Genomic DNA, 26,222 nt, shown 5'->3' on the forward strand with positions numbered 1-26,222 from the left:
ACAGGCGTTTGATTTTCGTTAATATTTTAAAAAACTTATTGTTTACCTGTGTGACCAAAGCCACCAGCACCACGTAAAGTTTCTTCAAATTCTTCTACTTGCTCAAATTCAGCTTGTACGACTGGCACTAAAACATACTGTGCCAAACGCTCCCCTGGTTCTAAACGGAATGTGCTTTGACCACGGTTCCAAACAGAAACCATCAATTCACCTTGATAATCTGAATCAATCAAACCAACTAGGTTACCAAGCACGATACCGTGTTTATGACCTAAACCTGAACGCGGCAAAATTAAACCAGCAAAATTTACATCATGAATATAAATTGCCATACCAGTTTTAACTAAAATAGTTTGTCCTGGTTCAATATCAATTGCTTCATGGACGCAGGCACGTAAATCTAAACCGGCTGAACCTGCTGTTGCATATGAAGGTAAAGGCCATTCTTTACCTAAACGCGGATCGAGCAATTTCACTTGAACTTTCATGGGATTTCCTAAAAATTAAAAAATTAACGCTTTAATAAAGCTTTTAAATTTGCCAGATATTGTTGAGCCTGTTCTTTAGGGTCAACATTAGCCGCAATTTTCTTTTTACGCCCTAACCACTCGAGCTCATCTTGCGGAAGTTCATCAAGGAAACGGCTAGGCGTCATTTGTTTCATCTGTCCGCCATTTTTGCGCTGTTCCGCCAGTGTTAACGTTAAACCTTGGCGTGCACGGGTAATTCCCACGTACATGAGACGGCGCTCTTCCTCAATGGTTTCAGCTGCAATCGAGTTTTTATGCGGCAATAGTTCTTCTTCCAATCCCATAATATAAACATATGGGAATTCCAAACCTTTTGCGGCATGCAGAGTAAGAAGGTTAACTTTGTCCGTATCTTCTTCTTCCTGCTGCTGTTCTAACAGGTCAAGCAGAACCAGTTTTCGAATGACACTTTCAATATTTTTTTCATCAACATCTTCTGCACGGTTAATCAGGTTTTGAATACTGTTAAATAAGTTCTCAATATTATCGAGCTTACTTTTCTCTTGTGCAGGTGTTGCAGACTGTTCACGAACGTAATCCATATAACCCGCTTCGTTCATCATTTGACGAACTTTAGGCACAGGTTCATCGTCTTCCAACAATTCACGCGTAAATGTCGCGATAAAGTCAGCAAAATCATGAAGTTGAGTTTGTGCTTTTTTAGGAAGAACCATGCTTAAACGTTGGTCAGCAGAAGCACCAAGTAAAGACAAATTATTTTCTTGTGAGAATAAACCTAACTTCTCAAGAGTAACCGGACCAATTGCGCGTTTAGGTGTATTAATAATACGCAAGAAAGCACTGTCATCTTCTGGGTTAATAATGAGACGTAAATAACTCATCACGTCTTTAATTTCTGCACGAGCAAAGAACGAAGTACCACCAGAGAGTTTGTAAGGGATTTGCATTTGGCGAAGCTGTGTTTCTAATACACGCGCCTGAAAGTTCCCACGATATAAAACGGCATAATCTTTCCAATTTTTACCGTTCATGAGCTTGTGAGTAAGTAAGTCTTTGACCACGCGCTCTGCTTCATCATCATCATTACGACACGTAATAATTCTGATGACTTCACCATGACCTTTATCACTCCACAATTTCTTATCAAAAATATGTGGGTTATTTTGAATAACACAGTTCGCAGCCTTTAAAATACGGCTGGTTGAACGATAGTTCTGTTCAAGTTTAATAATATGTAAATTTGGGAAATCCTGATTCAGCAAAGCCATATTTTCAGGCTTGGCTCCACGCCATGCATAGATCGACTGGTCATCGTCACCTACCGCTGTAAACTGCCCCATTACCCCAACTAAAAGTTTAACTAAAATATACTGAGCCGTGTTGGTATCCTGATATTCATCGACCAATAAATAGCGAACACGGTTTTGCCACTTATCACGTACTTCTGCATTTTCTTGCAATAAACGTGTTGGCATAACAATTAAGTCATCAAAATCGACTGCATTGTAGGCACGTAAATTACGTTCATAAAGTTGGTAAAGATGGGCAAATTGTACATCTTCAGGTGTTTCACATGTTGAATGTGCTTGCTCTGGCACGATCAGATCATTTTTCCAATCTGAAATTTTCTTCATTGCCTTGGCAATTAATTCTTTGCTTTCTGCACCCGACAAATTATCACGATGCATCAAATCCATCAAAATACGTTTACAGTCGTCTGCATCCAAAATCGAAAAATTAGCTTTTAAAGGTAAATTTTTAAGTTCTAAACGTAAAAGGTTTAAACCAAAAGTATGGAAAGTAGAGACCGATAAACCTTTTGACTCTTCACGTGATAAAAGCTTGGACACACGCTCTTTCATTTCACGTGCAGCTTTGTTTGTAAAAGTCATCGCAGTGATACGATGCGCCGGAATACGGCATTGCTGCACCAAATAAGCAATCTTACGAGTAATTACCGATGTTTTGCCTGAACCAGCGCCAGCAAGCACCAATAAAGGGCCTTGAGTATATTTCATGGCTTCTTCTTGCTTGTTGTTCAATTGACTGGCAGATGACATCGTGTATTACCTCTTAATTTTTCGAGCATGATTATAGTCATCTCTGTTTTAGAAACCCAATAGTAAATCTACGGATATGTATAAATGATGTCTAATAATGCAATTTATGCGCCGCAGTTTGTCGTGGTTATTTATTATTCATAGTCATAAAAAAACCACCCGAAGGTGGTTTTTGAAACAATAAACTAAATCTTATTGTTTTGCATAGATGCTGATTTCTACACGGCGGTTTTGTTCACGGCCAGATGCAGTTGAGTTATCTGCGATCGGGTTAGAAGCACCTTGTCCTTCAGCATTAACTCGGCTTGATGAAAGGCCTTTATTTACTAAATAGTTTTTAACAGCAATTGCACGACTATTTGACAATGGAATATTGATAGAGTCATTACCCGTGTTATCAGTATAACCAGTAACCAAAATCGCGCTCTTGTTATCTTCAGCCAATGTTTGAGCTACTTTGTCTAAAGTTGCATAGAAGTTTGGCTTGATGTTTGATTTGTTTGTATCAAAAGTAATGCTACCAGGCATAATCAATTGAACAGAACCATCTGGATTACGACCAACGTCTACACCAGTACCCGCCATTTGTTGACGTAATTTTTTCTCTTTTTGGTCAAGGTATAAACCACCAGCGCCACCAAGAACTGCACCAATTGCTGCAGCACGGTTGTTTTGACGGCTAGAGTTTGCACTTGATTTAGAAATACCGTAACCAGCTGCTGCGCCAATTAAAGTACCTAATGCGGCTTTATCGTATTCAACGCCACCAAGATTATTACCAGTTGTTTGACAACCAGATAATACTACTGCTGCCCCTACCACTGTCGAAATAACTAATGCACGCATTGCATGCCTCCTCACTTTGTGTGTTTTGTTGTCTGAATGAATAATGAAACAAAAAGGAAGTATAAAACATTGATATTTTGTTAATAATAAACACTTTAGTTACTTTTTTGTAATATTTTGATGCACTTTAAGATGCAACCTCATCACAATTTCTTCATTGTTGTCTAAGATATCGTTGTATTTCATATTATGACAGTTATAGTTGAACAACTTTTCTATGGATTTTAGACATTCGGGGTCATTCATATGTCAACTGCACCCAATAAGCAATCTGCGCTAAAAAAAATTACACGTGGACTCACTGTAGGTACAGTCATTACAGGAAGTACGTTTTTTCATGGTCCACCTGTCCTTGCACTAGGCCTGACCAAACTTTTAAAAAAATCATCAAAAGTCGATGAAACCAATATTCAAATTACAAATAGCTGGTTAGGCGTAAATAATTGGTTAATTGACCATGTTTTACCAAATCTAAAATGGGATATTACGATTGATGAGGGACTTGACCTAAATATGCAAGGTCGATATCTCATGACGTGTAACCATCAAAGTTGGGTTGATACAACGGTAAATCAATATTTTGGTTTAACCCGTATGCCACTCACCCGCTTTTTTACCAAATGGGAACTCATCTTTATTCCTTTCGTTGGACAAGCTTTTAAAATTCTAGGCTTCCCGATGATGAAGCGTCACAGCAAAGAACAGGTTGCAAAGAATCCTGAACTAAAAGACCGTGACATGATGGAAGCACGTAAAGCCTGCGAGCAACTTTTAAGTCAGCCCTTTACATTATTGAATTATTTAGAAGGTACTCGCTTTACTCAAGAAAAACATGACCAGCAAAAATCACCATATAAACATTTACTTAAACCTAAAGCGGGTGGTTTAGCGCTTGCCTTGAATATTTTGGGCGACAAAATTGATGCCTTGGTTGATATGACAATTGTCTATCCAAATGGCGTACCCGGATATAGTGATTTCTGGTTAGGCGATGTTTCAAAAATTGCGGTAAATTTGCGTAAAATTGAAATCCCAGAATGGGTTCTGGGTGGAAACTATGAAGACGATGCGGTTTACCGTGAACGTTTCCAACAATGGGTCCATGAAATCTGGACCGACAAAGATCAACTTATTGAGCAAATGAAATCTCAATATACCTCTACAAATATTTAAGAAAGCATCCGTTATTATGCAAAACAGCGCTGGGAAAAAAACGAAATATCATCAGGTAGATCCAAACAGTCTTTCGTTTAAGCTGTTTTTGATCTATGACATCTTTATGGTGTTTATTATTATTTTTAACCTGTTCTGCCTTGCTATAAATTTCTTTTTAATGAGCAGTATTGGGGCATGGTTCTTTGAACACATTCATTTGCCCCAAATACTGAGCTTTTACCGTAATTCACTACATCCATGGGTAATCACATCAGAAGCATGGTTTATTGGTTTTTTAATTGTTGAACTGCTTGTTCGTTGGAGCATTGCGATCATCAATAAACACCATAAGCGTTGGTTCTTTTTCCCTTTTATTCACTGGTATGAAATTTTAGCCATTATTCCACAGCTTCGTTTTTTACGTTTATTCCGCGCGGGGATTATTGCTTATCGCTTACAGGAAATGGGATATCAAGTTATTCCCGAAAGCTGGCGAAAGACTGGATTATTTTACTATCGCGTCGTGATGGAAGAGTTGTCTGACCGTGTTGTTATTACCGTGATTGATGGTATTAGATATGAACTTCAAACCAGTTCTAGCCATAAACAGATCATTCATGACTTGGTTAATCATCATCGTGAGCAATTTACTGCTACCCTCACAGCATTATTACAAGAGTCTTTAGCCACTGCTTTAAAACAACAAAAGCCAGCAATTACAAAAGGCGTTGGGAAAATTGTAGATCAGGCTATAGTAGACACACCTGAGCTAACCCAATTATTACGCTTAATTCCTTTAGTCGGCGGTCGCATTGAACAGCAAATTCAAAGCATTGGTCAAAGATTAGGTGAGAATATTAGTGCAGGTTTAATTGAACCTTTAATTGAAGGATCGCCAAACAATCCGAATACCACCTATCAATTAATTTCTCAAAAAGTCAGTGAAATAAATATTAATAATCGTCAGCTTGAGCAATTGGTTGAATCTGTCGTGTTCGAGACGCTCGAATCTGTACGAAAACAAGTTAAGGTCAAACAATGGCAACAAACGCTTGCGGAGCATGATCGAATCAAAGAATAAGCATTTACTTAATTTTTTATGAATCTTGCTAGAGAATTGGCATAAATTGTTCTAGCATTTGCCCTATTTACAATAAACTTAGCGCTATTACAGCTCGTTTAACGCCTTGAAGGAAGACTTATGGCTGATATCCGGATTACCGGCAGAATGGTTAACTTTAGCAGGATAACCTTCGATACCAATGATCATGATGTGATCCGCCAGCAATTATCAAATATATTAAATGAAGGTTCCCATCAAGGAACTTTAGTAATTATTGACAGTACAGTTGAGCAAGAATTAATTGCATTAATTCAACTTCTGGTGAGCTTGGGTCTACAGCCTATGGCGGTAATCGACGGTATTTTAGGAGATGAAGCTCGCGCTATTCAATTCCCTGTTTTATCGGCAGATCAACCATTACAGCGTATTAAAGCCACAACAGAACAAGTAGCGATTGTAGAAAAACCAGCTACCGCCCCTGCCTCGTCTTCAGCAGAAACAAAAAAACCACTAAACAAGATAGCGGTTGCTCATATTACCTCTTATCATGATGAAATTTTGCGTACGGGCCAATCCCTCGTACAAGATAACGGCGATATTATTTTGAAAGCTGGCATGAATAGTGGTTCTGAAGTTATTGCATCAGGAAATATACATATTTATGGCACAGTTCGTGGTAGAGTCATTGCTGGTGCGGGCGGGCACGCAGCTGCACGCATTTTTTGCCAATCTTTAGAGGCTGAGCTCGTTTCCATTGCCGGAACGTATTGTGTCGCAGATGATATCCCTAAACATGTGGTAAAAAAGCCAGTACATATTTATTTAAATGAAAAGCAAGAGCTTGAATTCGAAGCGATTGAACTTTAGTTTATTAAGCAAATCACCAAAAAACAGCCCTTTTAAGGGTGAATGACCATAATAGGAGTGGATTCGGTGGCCAAAATTGTTGTCGTAACATCAGGCAAAGGTGGTGTAGGTAAAACTACAACGAGCGCATCTTTTGCAACAGGTTTAGCCCTTCGTGGTCATAAAACTGTTGTGATTGATTTTGATGTAGGCTTACGTAACCTTGATTTGATTATGGGTTGTGAGCGTCGTGTTGTTTATGATTTTGTCAATGTTATTAACAACGAAGCACGTCTGCAACAAGCCCTTATTCGCGATAAAGATATCGAAAACCTTTATATTTTACCGGCTTCACAAACACGTGATAAAGATGCGTTGAGCGACGAAGGTGTTGCTCGTGTTATTGATGAGCTATCTCAAGAATTTGATTATGTCATTTGTGACTCACCTGCGGGTATTGAACGTGGTGCGATTTTAGCCATGTATCATGCAGATGAAGCAATCATTGTAACAAACCCTGAAATCTCTTCAGTACGTGACTCTGACCGTATTATTGGTATGTTAGATAGCAAAACCAAAAAGGTTGAACAGAACGAAGGACGTATACGTAAACATTTATGTATTACACGCTTCAACCCTGAACGTGCAGACCGTCAGGAAATGCTCACCATTGATGATATTTCTAAAGATATTTTACGCGTACCGACATTAGGTGTTATTCCAGAATGTCCAAGTGTATTGCAAGCATCAAACGAAGGTAAGCCAGTAATTCTGTATTCAGAAACTAAAGCTGGTCAGGGTTATGATGATTTGGTTGCTCGCTTTCTTGGTGAAGACCGTCCTTATAGACACATCACAGCTCAACCTAAAGGCTGGTTAGCAAGACTATTTGGAGCGTAGATATGGCAGGATTCTGGAGTAAATTATTTAGCAGTGACGAAAAGCCATCAAGTGCTCAAACTGCAAAAGATCGTTTGAAAGTTATTGTTGCTTCTGAACAAGGTTTAGGCCGTCGTTTAAGCCAAGACAAGATTGATCAGATGAAGAAAGAAATCATGCAAGTGGTTAGTCGTTATGTCAGCGGTGTAGGCGAACAGCATATCCAAATGCAAGTTCGTTCTGAAGCTAATATCGAAATGTTAGAAATGAATATCAATTTACCTGAAGAACGATAATTCTATTTCTGACTATTCAATAAAACAGAATCAAGGCAAAATAACGCAAGTTATTTTGCCTTTTTTAAAACTGAGGAGATTGTCATGGCATTATCACAGCCAGCAACTTTCAATGAAGAATGGTCCGATGAGCGTGTTTTTGCCTACCTCAACCAACTTCCGCCAGCGGGTGTAAACGCAGATTTTCATGTGCTCTACCATGCATTCAAACATATGCGTCCAACAGACTATGAACGTCTTTTGACTCAATTTATTGCGGACGGACGCGATATTAATGCCAAAGACCCTGAAGGCCAACGTATCCATGATGTGATTGCCAAATTTCCGCGTCAATCGGCACCATTTTTAGAAGTTCTAGCAAAGTTTGCTTAAAAATAAAAAGCCTCTTCAAGAGGCTTTTTTCTTATCTCAATTTATCGATTACCAATCAGGAAAATACCAAACACAGTAAAAATACCACCTGAAATACCATCAATCCATTTTGAAAAATTACGATACGCTGCTCTAAAGCTCGGTAATGAAAAAATAAAAGTCACAAAGCAGAACCATAAAATCGTTTCAACCGTAACAATAATAAAGAGTAGCCAGTGAACCTGATCAAGTTGAGGGTTGGCTAAAAATAAAGAGAAAACACTACCAAAATAAATAACAGCTTTAGGATTTGATAGATTCGTTATCAGGCCTTTAATGAAAAATAAGTAAGGTGCTTTTGGTAGCTCTACAGCAACATTGTCTTCTTGCTGCTTTTTTGAAAAAGCTGAACGTAACATCTGATAGCCTAACCAACACAAATATAAGCCACCAGCAATCAGTAACCCTTGCTTTAACCAAGCCATTTTCTCAAAAATTAGATTTAATCCCATGAGCGCTAAACAAGCCCAGAACATAACACCTGCTGTTATACCTGCAACCACTAACATAGCGTCTTTACGTGATCGACTAATCGCTGTTTGAGATACAAGGAAAAAATCAGGTCCCGGAGTAATAAGTGCACAAAAATGGATAAAAGCTAAAGTAATCAGAGCGAGTAACATGTTTTCCTCCAGATTGAATTCATTGTTATTTATTTAGGAAAAATACATTAGCATTTTTTACTATACGTTAAAATCTTTAAGTCATTTATAAATAGATTCGTTTTATTTTAATTATAAAAAAGCCCCCAGAGAGGCTTTTTTATTAGGATTGAGATATTAAACCAAAATATCCCGCTTACCATTAGGTCCCATTGCGCTCACAATGCCGTTCTCTTCCATTTGATCAATGATACGGGCAGCACGGTTATAACCAAGGCTAAATTTGCGCTGTAATGACGATGTAGAAGCTTTGCGGGTTTCTAAAACAAATGACACACATTGGTCATAAAGTGCATCACGGTCAGAACCACCCTCACCGTCTTCAAAACCACGTGAAGTCTGTTCTTCGTCAAATGGCGTCAAGATTTCGTCGACATAATCTGGTTCACCACGTTCACGCCAAGCATCACAAATGCGGTTTACTTCATCATCACTAATAAATGCACCATGTACACGTTCTGGCTCAATTTTACCAGGTCCTAAGAACAGCATGTCACCATGACCGAGCAAATCTTCTGCACCACCAGCGTCCAAAATAGTACGCGAGTCAATTTTACTGTTTACACGTAATGCAACACGCGTTGGAATATTGGCTTTAATCAAACCGGTAATGACATCAACAGATGGACGTTGAGTTGCAAGCAATAGATGGATACCCGCAGCACGAGATTTTTGCGCTAAACGTGTAATCATTTCCTCTGCTTTTTTACCGACCTGCATAATCATGTCGGCAAACTCATCTGCAACAATCACAATAGATGGTAATGGTGTTAGACGAGGTGCGCGTTCTTGCGTTGCCGAATCACTTGGTTTCCAAGTTGGGTCAATTAAATCTTCCCCATTCGCAATTGCTTCTTCAACTTTACGATTGTAGTCACTTAATTTACGAATCTTCAAGAACGACATAAGCTTATAACGGCGTTCCATTTCATTCACACACCAGTTTAATGCGCTTACTGCATCTTTCATGTCAGTAACGACTGGAGTTAATAAATGAGGAATATCATTATAGTTTGCAAGTTCAAGCTGTTTTGGATCGATTAAAATCAAACGTAACTGGTCAGGTGTATATTTAAGCAACATCGATAAAATCATCGAGTTTACTGCAACCGATTTACCAGAACCTGTTGTACCAGCAACTAACATGTGCGGGGCTTTCGCTAAATCAGTTAATACTGGATTACCTGAAATATCTTTACCCATTGCCATACTGATTAATGCACTTGGATCACGATATGTTGGCGTTTCTAATAGCTCAATCAAACGCACCATTTCACGGGCACTGTTTGGTACTTCAATACCAATATACGGTTTACCAGGAATTACTTCCACTACACGAACAGACGCCATCGACATTGAACGGGCTAAGTCACGCGAAATATTCGTGACCTTAGATGCTTTAACACCCGGTGCCAAATCCAACTCAAAACGGGTGACTACAGGTCCCGGTTGAGCTTCAACCACTTGAGCTTTAACATTAAATTCTTGTAGCTTAATTTCAAGTAATTCAGATAAACGCGAAAGCTGCTCTTCAGTGAAGTTAACTTTCTTATTTGGATCAACATTATCGAGCAGCTCAAGGCCAGGTAATGTTGGTAAATCTAAACGCTTCTTGGCAACTTGCATTGCACGAGACATTGGTCGACCAGCTGCATCTGTTAATGGTGCATCTAAATCGAAATCGTCTTCATCAATATCAGGATTTTCCTGAGGTTTCCCAGCAGTTTCCTGCCACGCCTCAATAAACTCTTCTTTTGAAAGTTTATCGGCCTGAATAGTCGTTTGAATAGGAGCTTTTACAAATGCTGAAGACTGAGCATAACTACTTGCTCTGACAGGTTCTGCTGGCGCAATATCTTCATCTATTAATAAATCATCGAAGTCTTCAAAAACTTGTTCATTTGCTAAATTTTTAGGTGACTGATTTACATTCGACAAAGGTGCAGAAGTTTCTTTCGCAATATTCACCGATTGCGAAGGAGGTTCTGCGACTACATGCTGATCTTGAACAAATGGTGTATGCACATCTGTTGCAGTTTTACTGTTTGGAACCGCAGCAAGCAATTCATCAAAAATCTCATCATCATTCCAGTCAAGACCATGTAAATCTTGTTTAGCTGTAGATTGAGTTTGATGAACTTGAGAAATGGTTTGCTGGAATTGCTCATGAGCAGGAGCTTGTTCTGTTGAATCATCAGCTGCTCTTAAAAGCGCATCAATTTCTTGCTTATGGCTCGCATCATCACGTTGTAAAGCACGCCATACTTCACCGGTAGCGACTAAACGTTGACTATCTTTTTCAAGTTTATGGGCTTGCTCAAGCGTATGCTCAAAATTTTGAGTATTTGCAACTGGCGTATCTGCTACAGGCTCAGGTCGGCTTTGCTCTTTGGCTAGCATATCTGCAAATAGACGCTCAGCAACTGCATCATGTCGTGTTGCTGCTGGTTGTGATGGAGTACTTTCAGATTGAACTGAAGCCACTTTCTCACTTGAAACATTTGTCTCTGCGTTTTCTGCAACTTTAACTGCCGCTGCTTTGTTAGCAGGCTGAGTCGTTAAATCATAATCCGATTCGTTCGGTGATACATTTTTATAAAATAAATCTTGTAAATAACTTGGTGTCGCTTTGAGCGTAACCCATGTTTTGCTCCATTGCACCCCAAATGCAAGAGTAAACAAGACCACTCCGAAAGCCAGTAAAAATAAAGTCGCGCCGTAAATTGTTAGCAATTGAGATAGGCTCTGACCTAACTCGTAACCAATAATTCCCCCAGCCGCATTATCTAAAGTATCTGCCGGTAGATTCCAGTGTAAATAAAGCAGGCTAGACACAACCAGAATTAAAAAGAATTGTGCAGCATAACGAAATGGGCGGTTTAAAAAACTACGTGGCCACCACACCTGAATTGCTTCAATAAAAAGGAAAATTGGAATAAGCAAACTTGCCCATCCTAAAAAACCAAACAGCAAATCTGCAATCCATGCGCCAGCAATACCACTCGCATTGGATACTTGCTGAGTATCACTGGAAATATGCATCCAGCCCGGGTCAAATGGTGTATATGTTACTGTCGCCAGAAACATATAAATGCCAAAAGAAACCAAGAATAATGTCATCAATAAGCGCTGTGCATAAACACTCGACACCGCAGTCATATACTGTCCTGTAACCCATTTAATTATTGGTTTAGAGATGTGAAGAACTACATTTTAGATCTTCAACGAATGAACTTTATATTATGCACCTGTTCTTACAAAAAAGGTGCATGATTCTTTACAGTTGTTGTTAACATGAGGCACTTCTACATTGTTATATAACTTAATTCGATTGACCTGATCAATATTATCCACATTGATTTAACGCTATTGATCGGCAAATTCACGTATAATTTTCAAAATTCTCGAAATAAATAAGGATACCCTCAATGAGTGTTCGTCATTCTCGGTTAGTTATTCTCGGTTCTGGTCCTGCGGGCTATAGTGCAGCTGTCTATGCAGCGCGTGCAAACCTTAAACCTACTCTAATTGCAGGTTTACAACTAGGTGGGCAGCTTACAACAACAACCGAAGTTGACAACTGGCCGGGCGATCCTGAAGGTTTAACAGGTCCTGCATTAATGGATCGTATGCAAGCACATGCTGAACGCTTTGGTACAGAACTCGTCTATGACCATATTAACGAAGTAGACTTAAATGTACGTCCTTTTGTTCTTAAAGGTGATATGGAAGAGTACACATGTGATGCTTTGATTATTGCAACTGGTGCTACAGCTCAATACCTTGGCCTAGAATCTGAACAAAAATTTATGGGACAAGGCGTAAGCGCATGTGCAACATGTGACGGTTTCTTCTATAAAAACCAAAAAGTAATGGTTGTAGGTGGTGGTAACACCGCTGTTGAAGAAGCGCTTTATTTATCGAATATTGCTGCACATGTAACTTTAGTACATCGCCGTGATAGCTTACGTTCTGAAAAGATTTTGCAAGATCATTTATTTGCCAAAGAAAAAGAAGGCAAAATCAGCATTATCTGGAATCATGAAGTTGAAGAAGTATTGGGTGACAATACTGGCGTAACAAGTGTTCGCCTTAAATCAACTCAAGACGATACTAAGCAAGACGTAGAAGTTCATGGTCTATTCGTTGCAATTGGTCACAAACCAAATACTGGAATGTTTGATGGTCAATTAAACTTACGTGATGGCTATATTCAAGTACAAAGCGGTACTTCTGGTAATGCAACAGCGACTTCTGTAGCTGGTGTTTTTGCTGCTGGTGATGTCGCTGACAGTATTTATCGTCAAGCCATTACTTCTGCTGGGTCAGGCTGTATGGCTGCTCTAGATGCTGAAAAATATCTAGATAATCTCGGTTAATTCAATCGATGCAAAAGACATCCAATAAAAGATTGGGTGTCTTTTTTTTATGATGTTCATCTCTTCATATTTTCAAAATGGTCTAAATGTGTAAAACGTCCAGAACTCGTCTGGTATTGGTCAATCTGAGGAACTAACCGTTGAAAGTGCTCAGACTGAACATGTCGATCTAAAGCGACTCGATCTACCCATTCCTCAATAAAAACAAAATGTCCTAAATTTTTTATATCATGATATAAATCGTACGCAACACATCCTTCTTCACATCTCGTTTTTTCAATGAGTTCTTGATAAAGGGGTAAAACAAAATCAATTTTTTTAATATCAATAAAATCTTCTGCAATAATTTTTAGCATTACGCCAACCTTTTCCATGTATACATTCATGCTAAAGATGAACAATAAAAATTGTCAATGATGCTCAGTTACGTTAATTTTGAATTATTCCATTTTATTTTATTTTCTATGCAGAAACTTCCACTCTCTCAATTCATTTTCCCTGACCCCATTGAATCCGATCCGGATGGTCATGGTTTAATTTGTATTGGAGCTGATCTCTCCCCTTCTACCCTATATGAAGCATACACCCATGGTCTATTTCCTTGGTTCAATGAAGATGAACCTATTTGTTGGTGGAGCCCAGAGCCTCGTTGTGTGATCTATCCTCAAAATTACAAGCCAAGCAAGTCACTGCTTAGAAACATGAAAAAATATGACTATACAATTACTGTTAATCATGCGTTCGAAGAAGTTATTCGCTCATGTTCTCTACCAAGAAGTTATGCAGATGAAACTTGGATTAGCGAAGATATTATTCAAGGCTACTGTGAAATGTTTAATGCTGGCTATGGTTATAGCGTGGAAGTTTGGGAGCAAGACAAACTTGTAGGAGGTTTATACGGCATTACGATTGGTAAAGGATGCTTCGGCGAGTCAATGTTTAGTAATGAGACAGATGTTTCAAAAATGGCTTTTTATACATTAATGCTGATTGGACAAGAAAATCAGTTCCCTTGGGTAGACTGTCAACTTGTAAATAGTCACTTAATTAGCTTAGGAGCTTGTACACTTTCTCGTCAAGACTACTTAAAATCGTTACAAGATGTAATTATTCACCCCTCTATCAATTGGAAAAAGTATCAAGAACGTGTATTTTCAAGTAAAACAATAGCGTTAGATGCAAAATTAATGGAATGATAACAGGAGGGACCAATCATGAAATCATATCACCCGAAGTCCCTTTTAAATGATCTGCAGTATTACATTACTCCACCTCATGATTGCAGCTACCTAGAAAATAAATCGGCGCGCATGGTGTTTTTAGACCCTATTCATCGGATTGATGTGGTCACTCTTTCAGAACTTTCCCGTTTAGGATTTCGTCGTAGCGGTGACTTCGTTTATCGCCCTGAATGCCACTTATGCAGACAATGTTTGTCTTGTCGTGTTCCAGTTGCCGAATTCCAAATGAACAGCATGCAAAAAAAAGCGTGGAAACGAAATCAAGATCTGACCATGACTATTTTGCCGACTCAGCAAGCAGCACAAATTCATTATGATTTATATGAACGCTATATTAATGAACGCCATGCTGATGGTGACATGTTTCCACCTAGCTTAGACCAGTTTGAAAAGTTTTTAGTACATAGTTGTACAGATAGCTTTTTCCTTGAGCTTTGGAAAGATAACCGTTTAATCAGTGTGTCTACCTGCGATCTAATGGATGATGGACTGTCTGCGGTCTATACTTTCTTTGATCCAGATGAGCATCGCAGATCTCTTGGTGTGTACTCTATTCTGAACCAAATCGAATATGTTAAATCGCTTGGTTTAGAATATCTTTATTTAGGCTACTGGGTGCCGCACTCAGCCAAAATGAATTATAAATCGCAATACACCCCTTTAGAACTTTTACTCGATGGGCAATGGCGCCGTTTAAACAGATCCTTATCACCAGACGAAATTCAACAGTTAGGTACGTCGCTTATGACAACATTACCTTCTGAATGGAACAATTTAATTATTAAATAATTATGATCTGGCTTTCTTATGAAAAGCAATTAGATCAAAATTTAGAATAAAGAAGCAAAATCATCGGTACAGGTTTTTACCATAATGACTGCATGTTCCCGCCCTCCTTCTGGGGTAGGATAATAATTGCGACGGAGGTCGATTTGGTGAAAACCTGTTTTTTCATATAAACCGATAGCGGCTTTATTACTTTCACGAACTTCTAAAAATATTTGTACTGGCTGATTTTTTAACTGATCAATTGATGCATTTAATAATTCATATCCTAAGCCCTGACCTTGCACCTTAGGATCAACTGCCATGAGCAATAAATTTGCTTCATCTAACACTGGTTGTAAAATACAAAAGCCAACGACTCTATTTTTTGACTCAATGACGGTACATTGATAAGAATTTAAAGATTCTACAAATTGCTGTCTTGACCATGGATGTGTTTGCACTGATTTTTCGATTTGTACAACAATATCAACATCAGTGTTTTGCATAATACGAATCATGGGTTCCAGTACAATCAAAGTTTTAAAGTAATGCGTATTATAAAAACTTCACAAGAAAAAACGAGTAAAAAAAAGGACAATTAAATTGCCCTTTTATCATCTTTTTTTAAAGACCTAGTTTTTCACGCCAAGTTGCTAACAATGCTGTAGTGTCAGAATCATTTGGGTGAAATTTTGGTCTTAAGAAATCAAGTAACTCTGGAATTTGACGGGTCATAAAACCTTTACGTCCATACATGAACTTAAGCATGTACTTAGTATCTTTCCATGTTAATTTTCCATCGGTTTTTAATAACTTAGCAGTGAAATGTGTCTGAGTTGCAAAAATTAATGCCATTGCAATGATTAAAGCTGTTGAACGCATGAAATAGGCTTTCGGACCTTGCCCATACATGCTTGTGTACACATCAAATGCCACAGCTTTGTGTTCATTTTCTTCTACAGCATGCCACATCCACAAATGATACATCGTGTCATCTTGGAACATTGCTTGTATTTCAGGATTCTGTAAAAGTTCAGCTGCAATCGTAGACGTAAAATGTTCTAGAGCACATGTTCCAGTCAAATCAATCATTTCTTTAGTGTAGCCAAAAGGTTTCATTAATTTGGTTACAACAGCCGTACCCATATTAATGACTTTTCCTGTTTGCTTTTCCATATGACGTACATCATATCCATAAGCCTGAGCAGAGGCATTAAATGCTAAATGCTCTTTCGAATGCATTGCTTCTTGACCAATAAAAGCACTTATTTCTTTTTGAAGATCTGGATCGGCAAGCTTTGGATCATTTCGAACAGCACGAGTACTATTTACAAAGAACTGCTCACCTTCTGGGAAAAGAGCCGATAATGCGGTCATAAAATGAGTTAATCCTGCATCATAATTCGCCCAATAGCGTAGGACCTGAGCAAACTCAAAGTCCATACGACGCACAGGAAAACTAGCACCAGCACGATTTGAAATATTTACTTTAGCATTCATCTCAGACTCCTTTTAAGTGAATAGCTAATTCACATATAACTTTATTTATTTTCTTAATATTTATAATCATACGTCTTTCAATGTGCCAATTAAGTGCAGATGAGGACAGAGAAATATCAGATGAGGTCATTAATCACCCCATAAAAGTGCATTGATCTGCTAATAGTTATTGTGAGCACCTAAAAGAAAAGGGCTACTCATGAGCCCTTTCAAATAAACATAGATTTAACTTACAAACCTAATTTTGCTTTCCATGTTTTCAATAGACCCACTGTATCTAAATCATTTGGATGAAAACCAGGCTTAAAGTAAGCCAGCATTTCTTTAGCCATACCAGTAATAATGCCTTTCGATGGACTATATGCGTATTTATAAATCACCGATAGCTCATCTAGATTTAACTTGTTGTCTTGCTTTAATAGACGAAGCACAAAAGAAGACTGAATCAAGAAAATCAAAGTCATTGCAAATACGAGAGAACTCGTACGTAAGGCATAAGCTTTTACGCCCTTACCAAACACACCTTCATACACGTCAAAAGCTACGGCTTTATGCTCATTTTCTTCGATAGCATGCCAATACCACATAGTTGACATGGTTTCGTCTGTCATCAACTCTTGAATATGTTTATTGACTAATAACTGTGAAGCAATCGTAGCAGTAAAATGTTCAAGTGCTGTTGTAGCAGTTAGATCAACCATGTCTTTGGTCATACCAAAAGGTTTGACAATTTTTACAAAAGTTTTGATTGCTGTTTGAATTGCTGTGTCAGTAAACTTCTCTAACGCATCTACATCGTGACCAAACTTTTGAGCAGAGGCATTAAAATTCACATGCTCTTGAGTATGCATTGCTTCTTGCCCAATGAAGGCACTAATCTCTTTTTGTAATACTTCATCATCGTTAATAGATGGATGATAACGTACAGCCCGTACGCTATCTATGAAGAATTTCTCACCTGCTGGAAACAAGGCTGACAATGCTGTCATAAAGTGTGTTAGTCCAGCAGAACCATTCATCCAATATTCTGGTACATCATTAAAGTCAAAATTCATACGACGTACTGGAAAACTTGCGCCTGCACGATTCGTAATATTCACTTTAGCATTCATACCCAAAGCTCCTTAATAAGCAACCCAAGTTACTCAAACTTTATTGTTCGTTTTCTTGATTCTTATCATACAAAGTTAATAAAAAGGATTAAGTGTAAATAAGGACATTGAAATATCAGTTAAGGCCAGCTTTTATAGTAATTGTTAGACATTTAGATATAAAAAAAGCGCTCTAAAAAGAGCGCTTTTTTTCACTGAAAGTGATTATGCAGTTACTTTCGCAACAACACCAGCACCTACAGTACGACCACCTTCACGGATCGCAAAACGTAGACCTGGGTCCATTGCGATTGGGTGGATTAATTCTACTGACATTTCAACGTTGTCACCTGGCATAACCATTTCAACGCCGTCTTGTAATTGGATTGCGCCAGTTACGTCAGTTGTACGGAAGTAGAACTGTGGACGGTAGCCGTTAAGGAATGGAGTATGACGACCACCTTCTTCTTTAGAAAGTACGTATACTTCTGCATCGAATTTAGTGTGCGGCTTGATTGTACCTGGTTTAGCAAGTACTTGACCACGTTGTACGTCTTCACGCTTAGTACCACGTAGAAGAACACCACAGTTCTCGCCTGCACGACCTTCGTCAAGCAATTTACGGAACATTTCTACGCCAGTTACAGTCGTTACTACTGTGTCACGAATACCAACGATTTCAACTGATTCGCCAACTTTAACGATACCAGATTCAACACGGCCTGTTACTACAGTACCACGACCAGAAATAGAGAATACGTCTTCGATTGGCATTAAGAATGCTTTGTCGATAGCACGTTCTGGTTCTGGAATGTAAGAATCAAGCGCAGCAACCAATTCGATTACAGCAGATTCGCCATACTGACCTTGGTCACCATTAAGTGCAGCAAGCGCTGAACCACGGATGATTGGAGTGTCATCACCTGGGAAGTCATAAGTAGAAAGAAGTTCACGAACTTCCATTTCTACTAATTCAAGTAATTCTTCATCATCAACAAGGTCACACTTGTTAAGGAACACAAGAATATAAGGTACACCAACCTGACGAGAAAGAAGGATGTGTTCACGAGTTTGTGGCATTGGACCATCAGTCGCAGCACATACAAGGATCGCGCCGTCCATCTGAGCAGCACCAGTAATCATGTTTTTAACATAATCGGCGTGGCCCGGGCAGTCTACGTGAGCGTAGTGACGGATTGGAGAATCGTATTCTACGTGTGAAGTATTAATTGTAATACCACGTGCTTTTTCTTCAGGTGCCGAGTCGATTTGTGAGTAATCTTTCGCTTCACCGCCGTAAGTTTTTGCACAAATAGTTGCAATCGCAGCAGTTAAAGTTGTTTTACCATGGTCAACGTGACCGATTGTGCCCACGTTTACGTGTGGCTTATTACGTTCAAACTTGGCTTTAGCCATGATGATCTTCCTTTATAAACTGCTCATGCAGGGTCACTGCACGAGCGCTTGGTTTTTAACTAAGAATTAGTTTGGGCTTATAGTAATCGAAAGATTACTCGTCGTCACCTTTTTTACCGCCAGTCTGGAACTTAGCGATGATGCCTTCAGCCACGTTACGTGGAGTTTCAGCGTATTTAGCGAATTCCATAGAATAAGTCGCACGACCTTGAGACATAGAACGCATTTGAGTCGCGTAACCAAACATCTCAGCCAATGGAACTTCTGCTTTAATTGCTTTAGTTCCACCAGGAAGATCATCCATACCTTGAACCATACCACGACGACGGTTTAAGTCACCCATGATATCGCCCATGTAGTCTTCTGGAGTTTCTACTTCAACTTTCATGATTGGTTCAAGAAGGATAGGATCAGCTTTCATGAAACCGTCACGGAAAGCGTACGAACCAGCCATTTTGAACGACAATTCATCAGAATCGACATCGTGGTAAGAACCATCAAATAATGTCGCTTTGATACCCACAACAGGGTAACCAGCTAATACACCATTCTTCATACGTTCTTGAATACCTTTGTCAACCGCACCAAAGAATTCTTTAGGTACAGTACCGCCGACAACTTCTTCAGCGAATTGGTATTCTTTACCAGCTTCTTCAACATCCATAGGCTCTAAACGAACATATACATGACCGAATTTACCTTTACCACCTGTTTGACGAACGAACTTACCTTCTTGCTCAACAGTCTTTTTGATTGTTTCGCGGTAAGCAACCATTGGTTTACCAATGTTCGCTTCAACACCGAATTCACGCTTCATACGGTCAACGATGATGTCAAGGTGAAGCTCACCCATACCAGCAATAATTGTTTGACCAGATTCTTCATCTGTACGAACGCGGAACGATGGATCTTCTTTCGCCAAACGACCTAAAGCAATTGACATTTTTTCTTGGTCAGCTTTAGTTTTTGGTTCAACAGCCAATGAAATTACTGGCTCTGGGAATTCCATACGCTCAAGTGTAATGATGTTTTTCTCATCACATAATGTATCACCAGTAGTAACGTCTTTAAGACCTACACACGCTGCGATATCACCTGCACGGATTTCATCAAGATCTTGACGTTCGTTCGCATGCATTTGCACGATACGACCGATACGTTCACGCTTAGATTTAACTGGGTTATAAACCGGATCACCTTGTTTAAGAACACCAGAATAAACACGTACGAAAGTTAAGTTACCTACGAATTTGTCGTTCATGATTTTGAACGCTAACGCAGAGAACGGAGCTTCGTCAGATGCTTCACGAGATGCTTTAGTTTCAGCTTTGTCGTCAAGAATACCTTCAATTGCTTTAACTTCTGTTGGAGAAGGTAAGAATTGAATTACAGCATCCAACATACGTTGAACACCTTTGTTCTTGAACGCTGAACCACAAAGCATAACTTGGATTTCAGATGCTAATGTACGAGCACGAAGACCAGCAATGATTTCTTCTTTAGAAAGATCGCCTTCTTCTAAGTATTTGTCCATTAACTCTTCAGATGCTTCAGCCGCAGCTTCAACCATCTTAGTACGCCAATCGTTCGAAATATCAACGAGGTCAGCAGGAATATCACCGTATTCGAACTTCATACCTTGAGATGCTTCATCCCAGATAATCGCTTTCATTTCGATAAGGTCAACAACACCAGCAAACGTATCTTCTGCACCAATTGGCACAACGATAGGTACAGGATTACCACCTAAACGAGTTTTAACTTGCTCAACAGCACGGAAAAAGTTTGCACCAGTACGGTCCATCTTGTTCACGAATGCTAAACGAGGCACTTTATATTTGTTTGCTTGACGCCATACAGTTTCAGACTGAGGTTGTACGCCACCAACTGCACAGTAAACCATGCACGCACCGTCAAGAACACGCATAGAACGTTCAACTTCGATTGTGAAGTCTACGTGTCCCGGGGTGTCAATTACGTTGATACGGTGTTGTTCGAATTGGTTACCCATACCAGACCAGAAACAAGTTGTAGCAGCCGAGGTAATTGTAATACCGCGCTCTTGCTCTTGTTCCATCCAGTCCATTGTTGCTGCACCATCGTGTACTTCACCAATTTTGTGAGATACACCTGTGTAGAACAAAATACGTTCTGTTGTAGTTGTTTTACCTGCGTCGATGTGCGCAGAAATACCGATGTTACGGTAATTACTAATTGGGGTTTGGCGAGCCATTATGTCTACATTCCTAAATGTTATATTTAAAACAGGACGCATCAATTAAATTGATGCGCACAAATATCCAAGCAGGCAACTTAAATACCCGCAAAGCTCCCACTTTGATAAAGAGCAATGTTGAATCGAGCTGCTGTACGCATGAATATTCTCCTGATTAGGGACTGTTTTATCCGCTTAGAAACGGTAGTGAGAGAAGGCTTTGTTGGCTTCAGCCATACGATGCACGTCTTCACGTTTTTTGATTGCTGAACCTTTACCTTCAGCTGCATCAAGCAACTCACCAGCAAGACGTAAAGCCATCGTTTTTTCAGAACGCTTAGCAGCAGCATCTACTAACCAACGCATTGCTAAGGCAGTACGACGGGATGGGCGTACTTCCATAGGTACTTGATAAGTAGCACCACCAACACGGCGTGCTTTTACTTCAACCATAGGACGAACTTTTTCAAGAGTAGTCTCGAAAAATTCAACTGGGTCTACTTTGTTTTTTTCTTGAACACGTTCTAAAGCACCGTAAACGATACCTTCAGCAACAGATTTTTTACCATCTTGCATTACGTGGTTCATGAATTTAGCGATTGTTTGGCTGCTAAATTTTGGATCTGGAAGGATCTCACGAGCAGCGACTACGCGACGTCTTGGCATTTTAATACACCTAATAATATGACACTTCAGGATAATCCAGCAGTTTGTACAAGTGTCATGTACACGACGCTGGCCTTACTATACGTCGCTTGAATTACAAATCTATGAAGAATTCAAACAAGCGAAACGCTAAAGGGCTTATTGGACTAGTTTCCTAGAATTACTTCTTAGGACGCTTAGTACCGTATTTAGAACGTGATTGATTACGATCTTTAACACCAGCACAGTCTAATGAACCACGAACGGTATGGTAACGTACACCTGGTAAGTCTTTAACACGACCACCACGGATAAGAACAACACTGTGCTCTTGTAGGTTATGACCTTCACCACCGATGTAGCTAGATACTTCAAAACCTGAAGTTAAGCGAACACGGCAAACCTTACGCATAGCTGAGTTAGGTTTTTTAGGTGTAGTTGTATAAACACGTGTACAAACACCACGACGTTGTGGACAAGCCTTCAACGCAGGAACTTTGGATTTTTCAACCAAAGTCGTACGACCCTTACGGATCAACTGATTCGTTGTTGCCATATGGCAATTCTCCCGTTATTAAAAAACCTTAAAAAGAAAACACCTCTTTTTAAGGGCACATAATTGTAAGCTAAGATGCAAAAATGGTCAACATGGCAATACGTACCAAATGTTGACCATATCAATCTTTGACAGGATAACTTACAAATTTAAATAGAGTTCAGATTTTATTTTTAAAGCTCTTATTTGTAAGCGTATTGTTAAGAGTATTTTTTACCATCCTGATCCTCTTCATCTTCCTCAGGAGTTAGAGCTGGTTTTTGCTCCGTATGCTCATGTTCCTCTACATGTTTATCAGCAAGTTGCTCGATACCTTGATGAACATTTTCCTGAATTTTCTCTTCACTCTTTTTACTTTCAGTAGGCTTTAAGACAATAGATACTTTTGAAATGACATCATGATTTTCTACTTTATGATGATGTGCAGCATGAATATTGCCATCTTCACCCACATTTAAAAGACGCGGACTAGCTTTCTGAATCAGTGTTACCGCAGCATAATAAGCCTGTAGCGGAGATAAATGCTCACTTGGATGTTCATTTAAATAATGTCTTGCAGCGCCAAAGATAGCCTGTGCTTTGTGACCAACATCTTCTTGTAGTTTCCAACTATATCCCGCGCTTAAAACAGCGCCAGCAACTGGTGTAACTTTGCCAAAGGCTGAGAGTTTAGGAATACGATTTAACCAACTCCATTTAAACTCTCCATCTTCATCAACTAGCCATTTCTTTAAAGTATCTAAATCGGTAGTTGAACCTAACACTTGCTGAAATTGATGAATATCTTGTGTTTCCAACATATTCCGCAATGTTTTTAAAGCCAATAATAAAGTTTGCTTTTCAGCAATCAGGCTAATATCAACTTCTTTAAAGATAAATTCGACAACGTCTTGGTCTGTAACTTCCAGAAGATCAAAGCCATGTGATCTTCCAGTCTGATAAATCGTTCTTAAAACCAACACAAGTGAAACAGGAATATCTACAGCAGCACCAACCACACCCGATATGCCAGTAATTGCTCCTTGTATTGTCGCAATTAATTTATTTTGCTCGATGAGCGCCTGACTTAAACGTTGAGAACGGCCCGTATCCTTTGTTAACTCAAACAAATCTTTAGCACCCGCTTCTTCTAAGATTTTTTCAGTTAAGGTGCTTTTTGAACTAAAGTCATTCAGCCAATCAAATAAATAGCCTGAGATTTTTTCATCCCAATCTGGGGAAAGAAATGTAGCCACACCATTTACTTTTGTAAAATGTCGCCCAAAGACCTGCCGAGTTACTTTCGGCAATTGTTCACGTAGCATTTGTTGAGGACTTTCATATTGCTCAACTTCAAATGGGCTTTTTGTTCTCGATTTTCCTTCAACCGTTTTACCAGTTGGAATTGGTTCAATTACCTTACTTACATCACCTGATTGGTTCTGTTGTAAGATACTCAATCCTGTAGAACTGAGCTTTTTAGCCACTCCGAAGACCTGAGAAAACAAATTGTCAGATTGATTATTATTAAATTTTGTCATCAAGTACCTCGATTTTTTAATTTATCTAATTAGACATAAATACTAGGTGGAATGTGGATTTATCTCAACTTGAATGTGTGTATTTTAGTTAACCCTAAATGCAACATACCATGTATTTAGTTATTTTTTTTAAATGTAAAATTGTCATAAAGATTTGCCATAAGAAATAAAAATCCTTTCTGCTATCATGTTAACAACGAAAAAACATGAGTCTTGTTTTCTTACAGCTATATTCTCCTATTCGTTTTCGTAGCTGTTGATCACGCTAGACTCTTAATATCACCATAAAGGGACCTGTAGATGAAACGTGTTGTAATCACTGGTATGGGTATTAACTCATGTATCGGTAACTCTTTAGAAGCAGTTACTCATTCACTTCAAAATGGAATCTCCGGGACACGTTTTAACCCAACTTATGCTGAACTCAATTTTAAAAGTCATGTGAGCGCTGCTGCAGACCAAGATTTTGATCATATTGACCGTAAGTTAAAACGCTTTATGGGCGTATGTGCAATGTACGCTTACAATGCTGCTGTATCTGCTGTTGAACATGCAGGTCTTACTGCTGAGCAAATTGGTGGTAATCCACGTTACGGTATCGCAGGCGGTTCAGGTGGTGGTTCAACTGCATCTGTTGTTGAAATGACAGAGCTTTTAGAAACTAAAGGTGCACGTAAAGTAGGACCTTTCTTCGTACCACGCAACATGTCAAACACTATTACTGCAAACGTAGGTGTTGCATTTAAATTGCAAGGTATTGCTCATACCATTACGAGTGCTTGTGCAACTTCTGCTGATGCAATTGGTTATGCATACAACCTTATCCAACTCGGCAAACAAGACCTTATGCTTGCTGGTGGTGGTGAAGAAGATCATTGGTCTCAAAGTTTATTGTTTGATGCAATGGGCGCACTTTGCTCGAAATATAACGAAACTCCTGAAACAGCATCTCGTCCATATTCAGCAGACCGCGACGGTTTCGTTATTGCTGGCGGTGGTGGTTTCGTAGTACTTGAGTCACTTGAACACGCTCAAGCACGTGGTGCCAAAATTTTAGCTGAAGTCGTTGGTTATGCTGCAAACAGCGATGGTGCAGACATGGTTGCTCCAAGCGGTGAAGGTGCTACACGTTGTGTATTAATGGCGCTTGAAGAAGCTAAGCAACATGGTGTAGACAAAATTGACTATGTAAATACACATGGTACATCTACTCCAGCTGGTGACATTACAGAACTTAAAGCAATGGAACGTGCATTTGGCGAAGGCAATGTACCTCCTCTTAGCTCAACTAAATCTATGACAGGTCATAGCTTAGGTGCAGCTGGCGTACAAGAAGCTATCTACTCTGTTCTAATGATGCAAAATGACTTTATTGCACCAAACATCAATGTGACTGAGCTTGATGAAGGCGCAAAACCTTTTGATATCGTACTTGAAAAACGTGATGCAAAATTGAATACTGTAATGAGTAACAGTTTTGGCTTTGGCGGTGTTAACGCTTGCCTTATTTTCAAAAAGTGGGATGCATAATCCCACGTAGGATTATCGATGGATGCACCTTCTGATGCTTTTTTGTGGGTAAAAGCATTACATATTATTGCTGTGGTTTGTTGGTTCGCTGCTTTGTTCTACTTACCACGGCTATATGTTTACCACGCCATGAGTGAAGATACTGCTAGTCATCAACGCTTTGAAGTAATGGAACGTAAGTTGTATCGCGGAATCATGTGGCCTTCTATGATCGCCACCTTAATTACCGCCCACTTTCTTGTAGATTGGGGCGATGCAACTCGACATTACCATCAGGCAACATGGTTTTACCTTAAAGTTGGATTAGTTGCTTTATTAGTCATCTATCATTTGGCATGTGGCTACTACCGTAAAAAACTTATCGGAAATGCTCACTACAAATCACATAAGTTCTGGCGCTTCTTTAATGAAATGCCAACCTTAATTTTATTTGCAGTTATTATTTTAGTTGTCGTAAAGCCTCAGTTTTAACTGGGGCTTTTGCTTTTTAGACAATTTTTTTGATTTAGATCCTAAGAACTCTCAGAGTGATTCATATATTCACCTTTGTTCAATCAAAAGCATAAAATCAATGTTTTCTTAAGGTTGTATGCAATGAATCAATCTGACTCTTTATTTACTAATAAGTAATCTATACTATTCTAAAGAAATA

General features: G+C 39.1%; 25 protein-coding genes. 11 read left to right on the forward strand and 14 right to left on the reverse strand.

All coding sequences use genetic code 11. The features are described 5' to 3' along the window. Positions 1-35 precede the first annotated feature (35 nt). From dut to F935_RS11200, 3 genes are all read right to left on the reverse strand, one after another. Positions 36-488, reverse strand: a complete 453-nt coding sequence (gene dut, locus F935_RS11190; protein WP_016139037.1) for a dUTP diphosphatase — start codon at positions 486-488, stop codon at positions 36-38. 23 nt (positions 489-511) lie between these two features. Then, on the reverse strand, positions 512-2,551 hold the full coding sequence (gene rep, locus F935_RS11195; RefSeq protein WP_016139038.1) for a DNA helicase Rep: 2,040 nt from the start codon (positions 2,549-2,551) through the stop codon (positions 512-514). A 192-nt stretch (positions 2,552-2,743) separates the two neighbouring features. Continuing rightward, positions 2,744-3,397: a YiaD family glycine zipper/OmpA-like lipoprotein gene (locus tag F935_RS11200; RefSeq protein ID WP_016139039.1), complete on the reverse strand. Its 654-nt coding sequence runs from the start codon at positions 3,395-3,397 to the stop codon at positions 2,744-2,746. 246 nt (positions 3,398-3,643) lie between these two features. Here F935_RS11200 and F935_RS11205 point away from each other — a divergent pair, with 246 nt between their 5' ends. From F935_RS11205 to F935_RS11230, 6 genes are all read left to right on the forward strand, one after another. Beyond that, positions 3,644-4,570, forward strand: coding sequence for an acyltransferase (locus F935_RS11205; protein WP_016139040.1), 927 nt, complete (start codon positions 3,644-3,646; stop codon positions 4,568-4,570). 16 nt (positions 4,571-4,586) lie between these two features. Beyond that, positions 4,587-5,633: a hypothetical protein gene (locus F935_RS11210; RefSeq protein ID WP_016139041.1), complete on the forward strand. Its 1,047-nt coding sequence runs from the start codon at positions 4,587-4,589 to the stop codon at positions 5,631-5,633. Between the two features lie 120 nt (positions 5,634-5,753). Beyond that, entirely contained in the window at positions 5,754-6,482 is a 729-nt protein-coding gene (gene minC, locus F935_RS11215; RefSeq protein WP_016139042.1) for a septum site-determining protein MinC, read from the forward strand. Between the two features lie 66 nt (positions 6,483-6,548). Next, a complete protein-coding gene (gene minD / locus F935_RS11220; protein WP_004641647.1) occupies positions 6,549-7,361 on the forward strand; it encodes a septum site-determining protein MinD in 813 nt (270 codons plus the stop codon). 2 nt (positions 7,362-7,363) lie between these two features. Then, positions 7,364-7,636 carry a cell division topological specificity factor MinE gene (gene minE / locus F935_RS11225; RefSeq protein ID WP_003653273.1) on the forward strand — a complete coding sequence of 91 codons (273 nt, stop codon included), beginning with the start codon at positions 7,364-7,366 and terminating at the stop codon, positions 7,634-7,636. Between the two features lie 84 nt (positions 7,637-7,720). After that, positions 7,721-8,008 (forward strand): PA4642 family protein, encoded by a 288-nt coding sequence (locus tag F935_RS11230; RefSeq protein WP_003653274.1) that lies wholly within the window; start codon positions 7,721-7,723, stop codon positions 8,006-8,008. Between the two features lie 41 nt (positions 8,009-8,049). Here the strand turns inward: F935_RS11230 and rhtC are convergent, their stop codons facing one another. Both rhtC and F935_RS11240 read right to left on the reverse strand, forming a co-directional pair. Continuing rightward, on the reverse strand, positions 8,050-8,670 hold the full coding sequence (rhtC, locus tag F935_RS11235; RefSeq protein WP_016139043.1) for a threonine export protein RhtC: 621 nt from the start codon (positions 8,668-8,670) through the stop codon (positions 8,050-8,052). A gap of 156 nt (positions 8,671-8,826) precedes the next feature. Further along, positions 8,827-11,868, reverse strand: a complete 3,042-nt coding sequence (locus F935_RS11240) for a DNA translocase FtsK (RefSeq protein ID WP_016139044.1) — start codon at positions 11,866-11,868, stop codon at positions 8,827-8,829. 269 nt (positions 11,869-12,137) lie between these two features. Between F935_RS11240 and trxB the strand changes: the two genes are divergently transcribed. Further along, the gene (gene trxB, locus F935_RS11245) at positions 12,138-13,088 is read left to right on the forward strand and encodes a thioredoxin-disulfide reductase (RefSeq protein WP_016139045.1); all 951 of its coding nucleotides are present in this window, start codon (positions 12,138-12,140) and stop codon (positions 13,086-13,088) included. Positions 13,089-13,144: 56 nt separating this feature from the next. On the opposite strand, the gene F935_RS11250 is transcribed toward trxB, so the two are convergent. Then, on the reverse strand, positions 13,145-13,444 hold the full coding sequence (locus F935_RS11250) for a putative quinol monooxygenase (RefSeq protein ID WP_016139046.1): 300 nt from the start codon (positions 13,442-13,444) through the stop codon (positions 13,145-13,147). A 108-nt stretch (positions 13,445-13,552) separates the two neighbouring features. Here F935_RS11250 and aat point away from each other — a divergent pair, with 108 nt between their 5' ends. Together aat and F935_RS11260 are read left to right on the forward strand one after the other, a co-directional pair. Next, positions 13,553-14,284, forward strand: coding sequence for a leucyl/phenylalanyl-tRNA--protein transferase (gene aat / locus F935_RS11255; protein WP_035366522.1), 732 nt, complete (start codon positions 13,553-13,555; stop codon positions 14,282-14,284). Positions 14,285-14,302: 18 nt separating this feature from the next. After that, complete coding sequence (locus tag F935_RS11260) at positions 14,303-15,118, forward strand: arginyltransferase (RefSeq protein WP_016139048.1); 816 nt, start codon at positions 14,303-14,305, stop codon at positions 15,116-15,118. A 41-nt stretch (positions 15,119-15,159) separates the two neighbouring features. Here F935_RS11260 and rimI read toward each other — a convergent pair whose 3' ends face one another. The 8 genes from rimI to F935_RS11300 all read right to left on the reverse strand — a co-directional run bounded on the left by rimI (position 15,160) and on the right by F935_RS11300 (position 24,040). Further along, entirely contained in the window at positions 15,160-15,615 is a 456-nt protein-coding gene (gene rimI / locus F935_RS11265; protein WP_016139049.1) for a ribosomal protein S18-alanine N-acetyltransferase, read from the reverse strand. Between the two features lie 106 nt (positions 15,616-15,721). Next, entirely contained in the window at positions 15,722-16,597 is an 876-nt protein-coding gene (locus F935_RS11270) for a metal-dependent hydrolase (protein ID WP_016139050.1), read from the reverse strand. 230 nt (positions 16,598-16,827) lie between these two features. Next, positions 16,828-17,709, reverse strand: a complete 882-nt coding sequence (locus F935_RS11275) for a metal-dependent hydrolase (RefSeq protein ID WP_016139051.1) — start codon at positions 17,707-17,709, stop codon at positions 16,828-16,830. A gap of 204 nt (positions 17,710-17,913) precedes the next feature. Next, positions 17,914-19,104 (reverse strand): elongation factor Tu, encoded by a 1,191-nt coding sequence (gene tuf / locus F935_RS11280; protein ID WP_016139052.1) that lies wholly within the window; start codon positions 19,102-19,104, stop codon positions 17,914-17,916. 94 nt (positions 19,105-19,198) lie between these two features. Beyond that, complete coding sequence (gene fusA / locus F935_RS11285; RefSeq protein WP_016139053.1) at positions 19,199-21,337, reverse strand: elongation factor G; 2,139 nt, start codon at positions 21,335-21,337, stop codon at positions 19,199-19,201. 177 nt (positions 21,338-21,514) lie between these two features. Then, entirely contained in the window at positions 21,515-21,985 is a 471-nt protein-coding gene (gene rpsG / locus F935_RS11290; protein WP_003653285.1) for a 30S ribosomal protein S7, read from the reverse strand. A 160-nt stretch (positions 21,986-22,145) separates the two neighbouring features. Next, positions 22,146-22,520 carry a 30S ribosomal protein S12 gene (gene rpsL, locus F935_RS11295; protein ID WP_002050319.1) on the reverse strand — a complete coding sequence of 125 codons (375 nt, stop codon included), beginning with the start codon at positions 22,518-22,520 and terminating at the stop codon, positions 22,146-22,148. A gap of 200 nt (positions 22,521-22,720) precedes the next feature. Next, positions 22,721-24,040 carry an EcsC family protein gene (locus tag F935_RS11300; RefSeq protein ID WP_016139054.1) on the reverse strand — a complete coding sequence of 440 codons (1,320 nt, stop codon included), beginning with the start codon at positions 24,038-24,040 and terminating at the stop codon, positions 22,721-22,723. 300 nt (positions 24,041-24,340) lie between these two features. Between F935_RS11300 and F935_RS11305 the strand changes: the two genes are divergently transcribed. Together F935_RS11305 and hemJ are read left to right on the forward strand one after the other, a co-directional pair. Beyond that, complete coding sequence (locus F935_RS11305) at positions 24,341-25,570, forward strand: beta-ketoacyl synthase N-terminal-like domain-containing protein (protein WP_016139055.1); 1,230 nt, start codon at positions 24,341-24,343, stop codon at positions 25,568-25,570. 18 nt (positions 25,571-25,588) lie between these two features. Next, on the forward strand, positions 25,589-26,041 hold the full coding sequence (gene hemJ, locus F935_RS11310) for a protoporphyrinogen oxidase HemJ (protein WP_016139056.1): 453 nt from the start codon (positions 25,589-25,591) through the stop codon (positions 26,039-26,041). Positions 26,042-26,222 lie beyond the last annotated feature (181 nt).

The organism is Acinetobacter calcoaceticus ANC 3811 (genome assembly GCF_000399665.1).
GTDB lineage: Bacteria > Pseudomonadota > Gammaproteobacteria > Pseudomonadales > Moraxellaceae > Acinetobacter > Acinetobacter calcoaceticus_B.

Coding starts and splice junctions, on each gene's coding strand:
- dut (WP_016139037.1), bottom strand. CDS start 488: ATGAAAGTTCAAGTGAAATTGCTCGATCCGCGTTTAGGTAAAGAATGG.
- rep (WP_016139038.1), bottom strand. CDS start 2,551: ATGTCATCTGCCAGTCAATTGAACAACAAGCAAGAAGAAGCCATGAAA.
- F935_RS11200 (WP_016139039.1), bottom strand. CDS start 3,397: ATGCGTGCATTAGTTATTTCGACAGTGGTAGGGGCAGCAGTAGTATTA.
- F935_RS11205 (WP_016139040.1), top strand. CDS start 3,644: ATGTCAACTGCACCCAATAAGCAATCTGCGCTAAAAAAAATTACACGT.
- F935_RS11210 (WP_016139041.1), top strand. CDS start 4,587: ATGCAAAACAGCGCTGGGAAAAAAACGAAATATCATCAGGTAGATCCA.
- minC (WP_016139042.1), top strand. CDS start 5,754: ATGGCTGATATCCGGATTACCGGCAGAATGGTTAACTTTAGCAGGATA.
- minE (WP_003653273.1), top strand. CDS start 7,364: ATGGCAGGATTCTGGAGTAAATTATTTAGCAGTGACGAAAAGCCATCA.
- F935_RS11230 (WP_003653274.1), top strand. CDS start 7,721: ATGGCATTATCACAGCCAGCAACTTTCAATGAAGAATGGTCCGATGAG.
- rhtC (WP_016139043.1), bottom strand. CDS start 8,670: ATGTTACTCGCTCTGATTACTTTAGCTTTTATCCATTTTTGTGCACTT.
- F935_RS11240 (WP_016139044.1), bottom strand. CDS start 11,868: ATGACTGCGGTGTCGAGTGTTTATGCACAGCGCTTATTGATGACATTA.
- trxB (WP_016139045.1), top strand. CDS start 12,138: ATGAGTGTTCGTCATTCTCGGTTAGTTATTCTCGGTTCTGGTCCTGCG.
- F935_RS11250 (WP_016139046.1), bottom strand. CDS start 13,444: ATGCTAAAAATTATTGCAGAAGATTTTATTGATATTAAAAAAATTGAT.
- aat (WP_035366522.1), top strand. CDS start 13,553: ATGCAGAAACTTCCACTCTCTCAATTCATTTTCCCTGACCCCATTGAA.
- F935_RS11260 (WP_016139048.1), top strand. CDS start 14,303: ATGAAATCATATCACCCGAAGTCCCTTTTAAATGATCTGCAGTATTAC.
- rimI (WP_016139049.1), bottom strand. CDS start 15,615: ATGATTCGTATTATGCAAAACACTGATGTTGATATTGTTGTACAAATC.
- F935_RS11270 (WP_016139050.1), bottom strand. CDS start 16,597: ATGAATGCTAAAGTAAATATTTCAAATCGTGCTGGTGCTAGTTTTCCT.
- F935_RS11275 (WP_016139051.1), bottom strand. CDS start 17,709: ATGAATGCTAAAGTGAATATTACGAATCGTGCAGGCGCAAGTTTTCCA.
- tuf (WP_016139052.1), bottom strand. CDS start 19,104: ATGGCTAAAGCCAAGTTTGAACGTAATAAGCCACACGTAAACGTGGGC.
- fusA (WP_016139053.1), bottom strand. CDS start 21,337: ATGGCTCGCCAAACCCCAATTAGTAATTACCGTAACATCGGTATTTCT.
- rpsG (WP_003653285.1), bottom strand. CDS start 21,985: ATGCCAAGACGTCGCGTAGTCGCTGCTCGTGAGATCCTTCCAGATCCA.
- rpsL (WP_002050319.1), bottom strand. CDS start 22,520: ATGGCAACAACGAATCAGTTGATCCGTAAGGGTCGTACGACTTTGGTT.
- F935_RS11300 (WP_016139054.1), bottom strand. CDS start 24,040: ATGACAAAATTTAATAATAATCAATCTGACAATTTGTTTTCTCAGGTC.
- F935_RS11305 (WP_016139055.1), top strand. CDS start 24,341: ATGAAACGTGTTGTAATCACTGGTATGGGTATTAACTCATGTATCGGT.
- hemJ (WP_016139056.1), top strand. CDS start 25,589: ATGGATGCACCTTCTGATGCTTTTTTGTGGGTAAAAGCATTACATATT.